The sequence below is a fragment of the Neobacillus mesonae genome, from assembly GCF_001636315.1.
GTDB classification, from domain to species: Bacteria; Bacillota; Bacilli; order Bacillales; family Cytobacillaceae; genus Neobacillus; species Neobacillus mesonae.
On the sequence record NZ_KV440949.1, the window covers coordinates 1,789,986 to 1,802,236 of the forward strand.

14 protein-coding genes are annotated in these 12,251 nt (G+C 40.6%); 7 read left to right on the plus strand and 7 right to left on the minus strand.

Annotated features, from left to right (window positions below):
- Positions 1 to 221 precede the first annotated feature (221 nt).
- Entirely contained in the window at positions 222 to 929 is a 708-nt protein-coding gene (locus A6749_RS08705) for a FadR/GntR family transcriptional regulator (protein ID WP_066388161.1), read from the plus strand.
- A 68-nt stretch (positions 930 to 997) separates the two neighbouring features.
- On the opposite strand, the gene A6749_RS08710 is transcribed toward A6749_RS08705, so the two are convergent.
- From A6749_RS08710 to A6749_RS08725, 4 genes are all read right to left on the minus strand, one after another.
- Positions 998 to 2,065, minus strand: a complete 1,068-nt coding sequence (locus A6749_RS08710; protein ID WP_066388169.1) for an Ldh family oxidoreductase — start codon at positions 2,063 to 2,065, stop codon at positions 998 to 1,000.
- 151 nt (positions 2,066 to 2,216) lie between these two features.
- Entirely contained in the window at positions 2,217 to 3,371 is a 1,155-nt protein-coding gene (locus tag A6749_RS08715) for a UxaA family hydrolase (RefSeq protein ID WP_066388174.1), read from the minus strand.
- A 3-nt stretch (positions 3,372 to 3,374) separates the two neighbouring features.
- On the minus strand, positions 3,375 to 3,710 hold the full coding sequence (locus tag A6749_RS08720) for a UxaA family hydrolase (protein ID WP_066388176.1): 336 nt from the start codon (positions 3,708 to 3,710) through the stop codon (positions 3,375 to 3,377).
- Positions 3,711 to 3,837: 127 nt separating this feature from the next.
- Positions 3,838 to 4,788, minus strand: coding sequence for a hydroxyacid dehydrogenase (locus A6749_RS08725; protein WP_066388178.1), 951 nt, complete (start codon positions 4,786 to 4,788; stop codon positions 3,838 to 3,840).
- A 234-nt stretch (positions 4,789 to 5,022) separates the two neighbouring features.
- On the opposite strand from A6749_RS08725, the gene A6749_RS08730 reads away from it, so the two are divergent.
- From A6749_RS08730 to A6749_RS08750, 5 genes are all read left to right on the plus strand, one after another.
- On the plus strand, positions 5,023 to 5,856 hold the full coding sequence (locus A6749_RS08730) for a glycerophosphodiester phosphodiesterase (protein ID WP_161487127.1): 834 nt from the start codon (positions 5,023 to 5,025) through the stop codon (positions 5,854 to 5,856).
- Positions 5,857 to 5,944: 88 nt separating this feature from the next.
- Positions 5,945 to 6,829 (plus strand): cidABC operon transcriptional activator CidR, encoded by an 885-nt coding sequence (gene cidR / locus A6749_RS08735; protein ID WP_066388189.1) that lies wholly within the window; start codon positions 5,945 to 5,947, stop codon positions 6,827 to 6,829.
- A 211-nt stretch (positions 6,830 to 7,040) separates the two neighbouring features.
- Positions 7,041 to 7,559: an acyl-CoA thioesterase gene (locus tag A6749_RS08740; protein WP_066388191.1), complete on the plus strand. Its 519-nt coding sequence runs from the start codon at positions 7,041 to 7,043 to the stop codon at positions 7,557 to 7,559.
- 16 nt (positions 7,560 to 7,575) lie between these two features.
- Positions 7,576 to 7,947: a hypothetical protein gene (locus A6749_RS08745; protein WP_066388193.1), complete on the plus strand. Its 372-nt coding sequence runs from the start codon at positions 7,576 to 7,578 to the stop codon at positions 7,945 to 7,947.
- Positions 7,948 to 8,135: 188 nt separating this feature from the next.
- The gene (locus tag A6749_RS08750; RefSeq protein WP_066388194.1) at positions 8,136 to 8,504 is read left to right on the plus strand and encodes a hypothetical protein; all 369 of its coding nucleotides are present in this window, start codon (positions 8,136 to 8,138) and stop codon (positions 8,502 to 8,504) included.
- Between the two features lie 279 nt (positions 8,505 to 8,783).
- Here A6749_RS08750 and A6749_RS08755 read toward each other — a convergent pair whose 3' ends face one another.
- Complete coding sequence (locus tag A6749_RS08755; protein WP_066388196.1) at positions 8,784 to 9,416, minus strand: FMN-dependent NADH-azoreductase; 633 nt, start codon at positions 9,414 to 9,416, stop codon at positions 8,784 to 8,786.
- Positions 9,417 to 9,652: 236 nt separating this feature from the next.
- Between A6749_RS08755 and A6749_RS08760 the strand changes: the two genes are divergently transcribed.
- On the plus strand, positions 9,653 to 10,972 hold the full coding sequence (locus A6749_RS08760; protein WP_066388198.1) for a short-chain fatty acid transporter: 1,320 nt from the start codon (positions 9,653 to 9,655) through the stop codon (positions 10,970 to 10,972).
- Between the two features lie 175 nt (positions 10,973 to 11,147).
- Here the strand turns inward: A6749_RS08760 and A6749_RS08765 are convergent, their stop codons facing one another.
- Together A6749_RS08765 and A6749_RS08770 are read right to left on the minus strand one after the other, a co-directional pair.
- Entirely contained in the window at positions 11,148 to 11,606 is a 459-nt protein-coding gene (locus A6749_RS08765) for a hypothetical protein (RefSeq protein ID WP_066388202.1), read from the minus strand.
- Positions 11,607 to 11,638: 32 nt separating this feature from the next.
- A complete protein-coding gene (locus tag A6749_RS08770; protein WP_236719640.1) occupies positions 11,639 to 12,184 on the minus strand; it encodes a hypothetical protein in 546 nt (181 codons plus the stop codon).
- Positions 12,185 to 12,251 lie beyond the last annotated feature (67 nt).

Sequence of the window (12,251 nt, forward strand, 5' to 3'; positions counted from 1 at the left end):
TACCTGCTTTTGAACGGCTAAGAAACAAACGAATACTTTATATATTGCTCCTCTTATTCAACCTGAGATTTTTAAATGTCAAATATCTGTACTAATTCACACAATTTCTAAGTTTTCGTTACGGTAAAATGAACATAAAACTTTCAAGGTTTGCCCTTTTATTAACACCTTCGAAGTAAAGAATATCAGATTCGTAAATAAAAAGGAGGCTGGGGGTATAAATGCAAAGCAAGCAATTTAATCGAAAAGGAATTTCGGAACAAGTAGCAGACAGGATTAAAGAAAAAATTCAAGCGGGTGAATACGAAGTAGGTGAGCGAATCCCGGGAGAAAGGGATATGGGCATCGAACTTTCCGTAAGTCGGAATACGGTAAGGGAGGCTTATAAAATTCTTGAAGCATACGGATACCTCACCGTTAAACATGGAACAGGAGTATTTGTAGCTTCCCCAGAACATCAAATCCAAAAAATGACTGAAGCTTTTTTTGTTTCATCCAGTCATATTAAAGATTTCTTCTCTGTTCGAAAAATTCTCGAGGAATGGACGGTAAAATGGGCGATTGAAAACTCTGATGAAGGTCAGTTTATTGAATTGGAGCAGATTGTAGACGAAGCAAATGAAATTGTAAATGGTACGATTGATTACCAAAGGCTAGCCGAATTAGACCATAAATTTCATATGACACTAGCCAATAAATCCAATAATGTGGTCCTCGTTAATATTATGAACTATTTAATTGATTTATTATCTGAGTCACGTAATAAGTCGATACAAATTCCAGGCCGTGCCATACAATCTATCCAGGAACATACAAAGATTTTACAGGCCATCAAACAAAAAGATTCTCAACTAGCACAAAAATATATGATAGAACATATTGAAAGTGTGGAGCGTTCAATATCAGAAACAAGTCCAAAGGATTTATAATATTTGTTTGGCTTAAGAAAAATACAGAAAAAAAGGCTGTTCAAAAGACAGCCTTTTTACATGATTTATTAAATTTTTTCAAAATATAGCGGTTCCGGGAACTTGACGCTTAAATCCTTCCCAATGTTCATTAGTTCTTCTTCAACACTAGCTGATAGGGAGATTCCTTCCAAAAGACGCAATTCTCTCTCTCTTTTCCGTCTTTCACCTGGATACCTTATTTCTCCTTTCCCGGGAGCCAGTGGTACTTCCTTCATCTCATGCAGAAGGTTCTCCATAGATTTAAAAAAGATCGACAAATCCATAAACTTATCAATATCCAACAGGATGAAAAAATGCCCTACATTGGCTGGTTCCGTTTCCTCGTCATCATAAAGATTATTCACATGAGGACCAAAGGCAGCACCTGAGAGAATACCTGTGAGGATTTCTACTGCCAGTGCTAGCGCTGACCCCTTTGCACCTCCTAATGGAAGTACAGAACCTCTTAGGGCTGCTTCCGGGTCATTGGTCGGCTCACCATCTTCATTAATAGCCCAGCCATCCGGAATTTCTTCCCCCTGTTTAGCTGCTAAGATAATTTTTCCTCTAGCAACAATACTAGTGGATAAATCAATAATGACCGGCTGATCATTTCCTGTTGGAAACCCAAATGCAATGGGATTTGTTCCGAAAAAGGCACTTTTCCCTCCCCATGGAGCAATTCCTGGGGGAGAATTCGTAAAAGCCATACAGGCAAGGTTTTGCTCGCAAGCGAGCTGGCAAAAATAAGCAGCAGTCCCAAAGTGATTGCTATTTTTGACTGCAATTGCTGTCATCCCATTTTGTTTTGCCATTTCCATTCCTTTCATAATTGCTCGATGGCTGACAACATGCCCCAGCCCGTTATTTCCATCAACAAGTAACACAGAAGCAGTTTTCTGGACAATTTGAATGTCGGGATTTACATTAATCCGCCCGTCACGAAACCGTCTTACATAGATGGGGAGCCGGCTAATTCCATGGCTGGCAACCCCCTCTAAATTGGCTTTTACGATAGAATCAGCAGCAACTTTTGCATCCTCAGAATTCATTCCTGAACTGATAAGCAAATTTTCACAAAAGCACTTTAGATCAATTGCTCTAAAAGTTCTCATTGATTAACTCCTCAATAATTATTCTTTTTTCGTGCTATAAATGCCTTGGGGAAATCTATCAGTAAAAAGTGAACTCCCCACACATCAAAATGTGTAGGGAGAAATTGTAAGCGTTACAGTATCCTTTTCTACATTCCGTCAACTAGAAAAATTATGCACTTCGATATAATTTTGTCATGACAAATTCGCGGTGTCCTAATGCCTCAGCACTTGTCAAACGGCCATTCACAGTACGGCAAATCATTTCCATTAGCTGATCTCCGGCCTCTTCCAATGAAATCTTCCGGGAAAGTAGCCCTTGTACGTCCACATCAATATGTTCACTCATTGTCGCCGCAGTTATTGGGTTTGCCGTGATCTTAACAACCGGTTCAATTGGATTACCGATAATGTTCCCCTGACCAGTAGGGAATAAATGAAGAACCGCGCCCCCAGCTGCCATTAAGGTAATACATTCTGCTGCTGCAGAGGATGTGTCCATGAAATATAAGCCATTTCCATTCTCCGGCTTTTCAGCAGGATCAAGTACGCCAATAATTTCTTTTGATCCTGTTTTGGCAATATTGCCCAAGGCCTTTTCCTCAATTGTTGACAGACCACCAGCGATATTTCCTTGAGTAGGCTGGGAACCTAGTAAATCAACACCTTTTGATTCAATTTCCCCAACATAATCGTTGTAGATATCCATGAACTGCTGACGTAATTCAGGAGTAGCCATACGCTCGCTTATTAAATGCTCGCCGCCTGTTAATTCTGATGTTTCACCGAAGAAAACAGTTGCGCCAGCATCAACTAAACGGTCAACAGCCTGTGATACAGTCGGACAAGATCCTAAGCCAGTCGTTGTATCAGATTCACCGCATTTAATACTTACTGTTAGATCCTTTAATTCAATTGGTACTCTTTGTAGCTCAGTGGCCCATTGAACATATTCCTTCGCCTTCCAGGAAGCCGCACGGATTGTTTCTAAATCACCATTTCTTTCAATAGAGAAGTAGGATACTGGTTTACCAGTTTCAGCAATTCCGTCAGCAATTTTCTTCGCCCAATTCTCTTCAATTCCTATAACGATAACAGCTGCTACGTTAGGGTTGGATCCAGTTCCAATCATTGTTCTAAAATGTAAATCTAGATCTGGACCATACTGAAGTCTGCCGTATGCGTGTGGTAATGCAAGTGTACCTTGAATTTGTTTAGCAACTGCTTCACAAGCAGCATTTGAAATGTCATCTACTGGTAAAATAATTACATGATTTCGAATTCCTACTTTTCCATTTTCTCTGCGGTATCCGTATAATTGTACCATTTCCTACCACCTCGCCGTTTTAATATTGTGAGTATGAACATAGTCGCCTATTTCCCATTTTTCAGTTGTGATTCCTACCTGAACACCATACTTCAATACTGGTTCGTCCTTTTCCAGGTTGACTAAGGAAATTTTGTGGCCTAAAGGAATATCTCCTTTTGCCGTTACGACCACATCAGTATTATCATCCATATAAATGCCGACTACCTTTTCCCCCTGAAGAATCTCGCTTGTAGCTACTCCTACATGATCACCGCGATGATGAATTAAAAACTTGTGTGTGCTGGTAACTGTTTCCGCCTGCTTCTCCGATAGAGTACTTGCCTGATTGTTAACCATTTAAAAGCCTCCTTATAATTGGACCAGTGACCCAACCAATTTCTATATTTTTATTAAACCACTTTAGGAACAGTTCGTCAATAATAATATTATAATTTTCTAAAAATTCCTTCTAAAAATTTTTTCTCTATATTGTACATAGAGAATGTTCACCTTTTACTATTTTTCCTACCTCCTTTGCCACTAACACAGAAGTTCTTATTTGGGACTCTTGAGTAAGTCCGGCAATATGCGGAGTGATCATAGCAGTTTCACAGAATAATAGCTTATTAGACGAGGATATTGGCTCCACTTCAAGCACATCTAGAAATGCCCCGGCAATAGTATGGTTAATTAAGGCTGAAGCTAATGCCGTTTCATTAATAATCCCGCCTCTTGATGTGTTAATAATATAGGCTGAAGTTTTCATTGATTTTAATTCAGATTCAGAAATTAAATAATGGGTAGCAGGTGTAAGAGGAACATGGATGGAAATATAATCAGATTCTGATAAAACCTCTTCTAAAGATTCTTTTACTTGAACCCCAGTTTCGGTAACAATAAAATCATTCTCAGTAATGTAAGGATCATAACCAATAACGGTCATCCCAAAAGCGAGAGCCCGCTTGGCAACCCGGTGGGAGATTTCCCCTAAGCCAATCAAACCGATTGTTTTATTGGCAATTTCCCGACCGGTAAATTTTTTGCGATCCCAATTTCCTGCTTTAATATCTTTATCAGCAAAATATAATGGGCGATTAGCACTAAGTATCGCCGTCATGACATATTCAGCTACAGAGGTAGCATTGGCATGGCGGGCATAGACGACTTGGATATTTCTTTTTTTAGCTGCCGTGGTATCAATGTTATCGAGCCCCACCCCCAGACGGCCGACGACCTTAAGCCTAATGCCGGCATCTAACAGTTCATAATCAACCCTCGTTTGGTTTCGAACAATAATGGCATCATAATCTTTCACCATTTCAAGAAGTTTTTCACGCTTTTTCCATAGGGTTTCATCGTAATCAACTTCAAAACCCTGATTAATGAGTTCTTCAATCCCTTCATTCCATATGATTTCTGTAATTAAAACTCTCATAAGAAAACTCCTTTCTTTGATAATGGTTCAGTGACCCAACCACATTATAATCCTATTAAAACACCGTAACTATCTTTGGTCAATAGGTATTTAACATTAAAAGGAATATAAGGAAGAATGTTCACGAACCAAACAAAAGATTCGTATTAGCTAGAAGCCCAATACCTTATCTACATATAGTCTGCTTCAATTGGAAATAATAAATCTTCAAATTAAATGAATGGTGATGATTTAGTGCGGTTAATTTTTCTATTATGTTTAATCGTGAGCCCTATAGTGGCAACGGCTGCTAATAATAATGACGGAAAAGTGGAAATTATTGCACATAGAGGCGCCTCCGGTCATGCGCCGGAGCATACGATGGAAGCGTACCAGCTCGCTTTGGAACAAGGGACAGATTATCTGGAATTGGATTTACAGATGACAAAGGACCGAAAACTTGTTGCGATTCACGATGACCGGGTGAACCGGACAACAAACGGACGCGGGAAGGTCAATTCGCTGACACTTGCAGAAATTAAACAGTTGGATGCGGGCTCATGGTTTAATCAAAAGTTTCCCGAAAAAGCAAAACCGTATTATAACGGACTTTCCATCCCCACTGTAGACGAGGTTTTTCGAGCATTCGGCACATCGATGAATTATTATATTGAAATAAAAAAATTGGAGCCATTTCCGGAAATGGCTGATGAATTGCTGAAGGTTCTACGTTCGTATCAGTTAATCGGGACACAGGCTGAAAAAGGGAAGGTAGTCATAGAATCATTTCATCCCGAAACCTTAAAATACTTGCGGAGAAAAGCTCCAGAACTGGTTCTGATTCAATTAGGAGAAAAACCGGCCAAAATGAACCTCTCGGAAATCTCCGGTTACGCAGATGGCGTTGGCCCAAACTACCTCAACATGAACAAACAATTCGTTAAAACCGCCCACCTCCACGGCCTCATTGTCCATTGCTGGACTGTCAACAACGAAACCGATATGATAAAACTAATCAACTGGAACGTAGACGGCATCTTCACAAACTATGTGGACAGAGCAAGGAAACACGTCGGGGCCCTCCAATGAAACACGGGGACGGTTCAACCTGCATCATCCTTAACATAAGGCAGAAGAACCGTCCCCATGCAGCATATCAAAGGTGAGTGAAACGGATATGGATATTAAGCATTTGCAGTATTTTCTTGAGGTAGCACGGTTGAATAGTTTTTCGCGGGCAGCGGATGAGTTGTTTATTACGCAGCCGACGATTAGTAAGATGATTAAGAATTTAGAGGAAGAGCTTGGGGTTGTGCTGTTTGACCGTTCGCGGAAGCAGCTGGCCTTGACGGATGCCGGGCGGATTATCCTGGAGCATGCGAAGCTGGTCGACCATGCGATGAAAAATTTAAGTACCGATCTTGATAACCTGTTTGGCCTGAAAAAGGGGCATATACGCATCGGGCTGCCGCCGATTTTCGATGCCCATGATTTTCTTAAAATCGTCGGGAAATTTCACGAAAAATATTCCGGCATTACTTTTCAATTAGTCGAAGACGGCTCGAAAAAAATTGAGGAAGCCGTCCAAAATAATCTGCTCGATGTCGGGATTGTTGTGCTGCCAACGAAGCTCGAACTGTTTGATTATTTTTCGATCCTAGAAGAAGACTTGATGCTCATCCTTCCTGAATCACATCCATTAGCGAACCGGGAAGAAGTCAATTTAGTCGAGCTGGCCCAAGAATCCTTTATTTTGTTTAATAAAGATTTTGCCTTGAACGACCGGATTATCCTCTCATGCAACAACCTCGGTTTTCAGCCGACGATTATTTCTGAAAGCTCGCAGCAGAATTTTATAAAGGAAATGGTGTCCTACCAGCTTGGAATTGCACTTTTGCCGGAAAGTATTTCCCACGATCTGCCGAAAAATGTGAAGGCGATCAGGGTGGTGAACCCAACGATTTCCTGGCATTTGGCGATCATTTGGAGCAAAGAACAATATCTTTCTTACGCGGCCAAAGAGTGGCTTAACTTTACTAAACAAGAGCTGGCAAAAAGATAAAGACGGTTTTTCAATACATGAAAAAGCCGTCTTTTTTTATTACCATACTATTTACATTTTGCATCAATGGTAGCATTTACATAGATTTCATCTATACTTTGGATAAAATATAACCATTTTACATTAGTTGTCATTGGGCTTACACTTGTTTCGTAACAAAAAATCCTTTTTCCAACGTGAATATAGGGTTTTTACGAAAGGAAGTAATAATATGAATGCAAAAAAAGCAAGTGAAAGTCGGATTGTGAATACAGCACAAGTATTGTCTTGTGATTTAAATAACTATAATACTTTGTTTGGCGGAATTTTAATGAAGAAGCTGGACGATGCCGCCACATTGTCAGCACGAAGACATTCTCGGGTGAAGGAATGTGTAACAGCTTCAACCGACTCAATCGACTTTTTATGTCCGATTCATCAAACAGATTCCGTTTGTGTGGAATCATTTGTCACCTATACAGGCAGAACGTCAATGGAAATTTTCTGCAAAGTCATTGCGGAAGATATCGGGACAGGTGAACGCCGCGTGGCTGCCACTGCCTTTTTGACTTTTGTCGCTCTTGATGAAAACAAAATGCCTGTTCCGGTGCCGGGTGTGATTCCGGAAACCGAAGAGGAAAAATTCCTTTATGAAACTGCGAAAGAAAGAGCCGAAATCCGGAAATTAAGAAGAAAGAAAAGTAAAGAACTTGCGGCCTACATTTCATTGGAAAAACCTTGGGATAAATAATAGGAGGAATTTCATTATGCTTACTTTATCAAATATTAACGAGCTAAATACGGCGAAAGCTGAACTAAATGTTTTTCAACGAAACCATCCGGAGCTTTTTGGAAAATTTATAGATATGATCTATTTGACACGAGCTTTGCATTTCAAATATCAATACATGGGATGCTTATTAATGGATGAAGAACCCGGCGAAAACACTCCGGACTTTGTCTACGGCTCTGTCCTTCGCCTATATAAAAAAGAAATCCAGCAGCTCAAAAACGAAGCTGAAATCCAAAGCTTAAAAGACATCCTAGCCCAATACAAACAAAACGGCTACGCCAAACTCAGCCTCCTAGCTCTTGGTCAAAACCCCGAAACCCTAGTCGGTCCAACCCTTGTGCAGTAAGACATGGGGGTTCTTCTGCTACTTTTTCACAGTATTTGCCGTTAGGTTAAGTGAATAGATTCACGTGTATTCTGTAATAAAAAACTAGAATCTAGTCTAAATAAGTTATACAGGATTGTCGAATTGAGTCGTTTTTTGTATGATAGTACCAAAGTAGAATATTTTAATCACTTTGGAGAATAAAACCTATGGCTAAACTATATTCCTTTAAATTGGATGAAGAAAAAGGCATTTTTTTTGTAAAGGTAAAAGGCTTCTTTCAAGTGGAAGATGCAAAAATATATCTGAGCGAGTTTCAAACGATTGTAAATACTATTAACCCTTCAAGATATAAATTAATCATTGATGGTCGTGGACAAGAAAAAGTTGCTGATCATGTAGTGGATGATATTGAATTTGTTTTAAAATTATATTGGATAGCTAATTTTAAAAAGGTAATAATTATTAAACCTTCCTCTTTAGCTTCAAGAATACAGGTTGAAAATTGTGTAAAGAAAATTAACTTTCCTGGTATATTTGTGGATTCCATTGAGGAAGCTTACAACATATTAGAATAAAAGCACTCTTATCATTTTTGTTGTGATGCAAAAATTATTTTTAAAAAAAGCTAAACAATTTTTGATAGGAAGACGATAATATTTAATGTAACCTGCTTTTCTCCTAGCAAGAACTAGTATTATTTCACTAGAGCTGTTCCTTTTTAGGGCAGCTCTTTTTCTTAAGGTAAACACCCCAATTAATGTCAATAAAAAACGAGTGTCAAATTGTATATGACACTCGTTTTGTTGTTTAAGTTAGGTATGGGAACCCGTTAAGAGATCTGTCCCCATGTATTATTAAACAGTTACAGCTGATAATTTTTTAGCAGCTTCCGCAACTTTAGCTAAGCCTTCAGCGATAATAGTTTCAGCTTTGTCTGGGGCTGCGTTGTGGCCTTCGATGATGACTTCGTCAATGATTTCCATGCCGAATACGCCGCCGAATACATTTTTCATATAGGTTGCTGCCATTTCCATTGGTGCAGTCTCTGGTGTAGAGTAGATGCCGCCGCGCGCGCTTAGAATAACAGCCTTTTTATCAGGCATTAAGCTGATTAATTGACCATTTTCATCATATTTAAAGGCGAATCCAGCAGCATAGACATAGTCGATGAACGTTTGTAATTTAGCTGGGATGGTTAAGTTCCATAATGGGAAAGCAAATACGACAACGTCAGCTGCTTTTAGGGCATCCATAGCTTTTTGTTTTGCCGCAACAATTCGTTGCTCAATATCTGTAAGCTCTTCACCAGATTGCATTTTACCAAAAGCATTAAATAAATCTTGACCAAAGTAAGGCATGTCCTCTGCGAACACATCATAGGTCGTAACGTTCACACCTTTTAAATTTTCCATGAACGTTTCGTACATTTTACTAGAAACAGCTTGAGAAGCTGGACGATTATTTGCTTTTACTACTAATACATTCATTATATTAAAAACTCCTTTTTAAAAATTATCTCGAATTCATGATATATGAAACTATAGCTTTAATCAATCGAAACAATTTGGAAATAGTGAAAAAAAGAAGTATGGCACCCTTTTCTTCCTCTTACTGGAATAAACTAGTAAATTAGTCCCTAATATTTTCTTGCTGGTAATATCCTGCTTGTCCGCTCCATAGCATGTACTGACAGATACATCACGAATTTTGGGGAGTGAGCTCGATGTTAAATAGAATGGCTGGAAGGTTTTCGAAGCTGGTGGAGAGGTATCTTCCGGATGCCTTCGTAATCGCTGTGTTGATGACTCTGTTCGTTTTTGTGGTTGGTTTTTTCATGAAGCCGCAGGCGCCAATGGAATTGTTTCAATCGTTTGGAGACGGCTTCTGGGTTTATCTCGCTTTTACAATGCAAATGGTGCTTTTGCTAATGACCGGTATGACCTTAGCCTCTGTTCCGGCTGTCGGACGTCTGTTGGAAGCATTAGCCTCCAAAGTAAAAACAGCCAACCAGGCTTACGTCGTTACTTTTCTAATCTCTTCTCTGGCCTATTATATTAATTGGGGACTCGCGGTTGTTGTGGGGGCAATCATGGCCCGGGAGGTTGGAAGACGGAACAAAAATGCCCATTTTCCATTATTGGTTGCCGCTGCTTATACACCGACCGTCCTATATACAGCGGGACTTTCAAGCTCGATTGGTCTAACCGTGGCAACAAAGGGGCATTTTCTTGAAAAGGTTATGGGAGTCATTCCAACATCGGAAACTATTTTTCATCCGGGGACGATCATTATCTTTTTTGCTCTATTAATCACCATCCCGATTTTTATCGTACTAATGGCTCCGAAAAAAGATATTATTCCGTACAACCCGCCCGTAAAAAAAGCTGACATCGAGGATACGCCGAGTGAAACGGCGGTGGACGCTCCAGCTGCCCGTTTGGAAAATACCCCGGTTCTCGGAATCATCACTGGATTAATTGGTCTGGTGTACATCGTTTATGGGTTCGTGAACGGCAAAGATTTGGATTTAAACATGATTAATATGTTGTTTTTGTCACTTGGACTTATTTTGCATCGGTCTTTATTTCAATATGCTAAAGCATTCAAAGAGGCGGCAGGAGCCATCTCACCGATTATTCTTCAATTCCCATTTTACGCGGGGATTATTGCTGTTTTAGGGAGTTCGGGGCTTGCAGAAGCGATTATCAACGGAATGACGTCTGTTGCCAGCAAAGATACATTTGATATTTTCACCTATTGGACGGCTGGATTGGTGAATATCCTTGCACCTTCTGGGGGCGGGCAGTGGGCATTACAGGGACCGCTGCAAGTCCCGGCAGGCATACAGCTTGGCGTGAACCCGGCCATCACCGCCATGGCCGTTGGATGGGGCGATGCCTGGACCAACCTCATCCAGCCATTCTGGGCCCTGCCCATCCTGAGCGTCGTCGGCCTGCACATCCGCCACATCATGGGCTACTGCATTTTATTAAGCGTATGGGTTGGTTTGATTACAACCGTCTTGATGTTTTTTGTTTATTAAATTTATAAGTATGCTCATATAGATTTGATTATAGTGGGAAATTACTCTATCTTGAGGATTTCCCACTGCATATTCACCTTTACCCGTCTGTTTGCTTGTTTTACCCATCTAAAAATTGAATTTACCCGTCACTTTTTCTTGTTTACCCGTCCAAGGTACCATTCAAAATTATACCTTATACATTTCCTATAAATGCATCTGCTTTTGTTTCAATTTCCGATAGGATGGTGTCGTTTTCCTGTAGTGTTTTTCGGATTCGGTCAACAAGTTCAAGGGCTGCCGTTCCTCTGATTTGTTCGGCGACCCGTTCGAGCAGAAGCTTTGTATCAACAGAAAATTTCCTCGCAAAGCCGTGACATCTGGAGATATTTTTCCTTAAAAACTCGGAATTCTCACGGGCAAAAATACGGCGGATGCAGCCCCTCATCCCGGCGTAGCCGTAGGAAACCTCTGAAACAGCACGGTATAAAAGAATCATTCCGTCTGCCCGGCTTGATTCGGGGTGGAGCCTCAGTTCGGTGATTAATGATACAAGCTTTCTAACCACAACAGCGCCTCGTTCCGTTGCCTCCCACCATTCCAACAATACTCGTTGTTCCTCATTACTCAAAATTAAAGAAGGGCCTTGTGACATTTTCCCACTCTCCCTTTTGTAAGATCCCTTTGCTAAAGCCGCGGGATCGCTTGAATCCTTTGGACTCGCTTTAAAATCACGTCCCATTCCGCTCCAAGCATCGCTTTACCGGACATGGTCGCCTCCCTGATTTTTTCACCAATAACTCCGTTCAAGTAACGACTTTGCTCAATTAAATAATAGGTTTCGGGTGTTGCTTTTTCAGCCACAAGTTCAAAGTTTGGACTTAATTGTTTTTCACTGATTCGCAATGTATCAAGATCTAGAACCAGCATTTCTTTCGCTAGAGGAATCGTTTCACCGTGACGGAGCCGCTGAATCGTCCCTCTTACGGCATCAAATCCATAACCGACATCCGCCACAGATGCATGGTACGGGTTCAGCCCCGGCGCATTCCGCAGTGCGGGAAGGACCCGGAAACCCGTCGTAATCGAACAAACAACCTCCTTCGCCGCCATCCCCTGCTCAAATGCAGCATCAATGGCATCCAGATACACATTCCACTGATTGGTGCTCATTTCATCATCCCTCATTTGTTTTGCCTTGCTTCCCCCTAATCCAGGTGCCTTCCTATACAAATATTCCCTCCAAAAAAGAAAGTGCCAGCCCCATCCATTTTTTAGGATAGTAGATGACACTTTGATA

Excerpts from the sequence above, each read along its gene's own strand:
- A6749_RS08740 (WP_066388191.1), top strand. The coding sequence starts at position 7,041 with ATGAATGCAAAAAAAGCAAGTGAAAGTCGGATTGTGAATACAGCACAA.
- A6749_RS08715 (WP_066388174.1), bottom strand. The coding sequence starts at position 3,371 with ATGGTACAATTATACGGATACCGCAGAGAAAATGGAAAAGTAGGAATT.
- A6749_RS08725 (WP_066388178.1), bottom strand. The coding sequence starts at position 4,788 with ATGAGAGTTTTAATTACAGAAATCATATGGAATGAAGGGATTGAAGAA.
- A6749_RS08750 (WP_066388194.1), top strand. The coding sequence starts at position 8,136 with ATGGCTAAACTATATTCCTTTAAATTGGATGAAGAAAAAGGCATTTTT.
- A6749_RS08720 (WP_066388176.1), bottom strand. The coding sequence starts at position 3,710 with ATGGTTAACAATCAGGCAAGTACTCTATCGGAGAAGCAGGCGGAAACA.
- cidR (WP_066388189.1), top strand. The coding sequence starts at position 5,945 with ATGGATATTAAGCATTTGCAGTATTTTCTTGAGGTAGCACGGTTGAAT.
- A6749_RS08705 (WP_066388161.1), top strand. The coding sequence starts at position 222 with ATGCAAAGCAAGCAATTTAATCGAAAAGGAATTTCGGAACAAGTAGCA.
- A6749_RS08765 (WP_066388202.1), bottom strand. The coding sequence starts at position 11,606 with ATGTCACAAGGCCCTTCTTTAATTTTGAGTAATGAGGAACAACGAGTA.
- A6749_RS08755 (WP_066388196.1), bottom strand. The coding sequence starts at position 9,416 with ATGAATGTATTAGTAGTAAAAGCAAATAATCGTCCAGCTTCTCAAGCT.
- A6749_RS08760 (WP_066388198.1), top strand. The coding sequence starts at position 9,653 with ATGTTAAATAGAATGGCTGGAAGGTTTTCGAAGCTGGTGGAGAGGTAT.
- A6749_RS08745 (WP_066388193.1), top strand. The coding sequence starts at position 7,576 with ATGCTTACTTTATCAAATATTAACGAGCTAAATACGGCGAAAGCTGAA.
- A6749_RS08710 (WP_066388169.1), bottom strand. The coding sequence starts at position 2,065 with ATGAGAACTTTTAGAGCAATTGATCTAAAGTGCTTTTGTGAAAATTTG.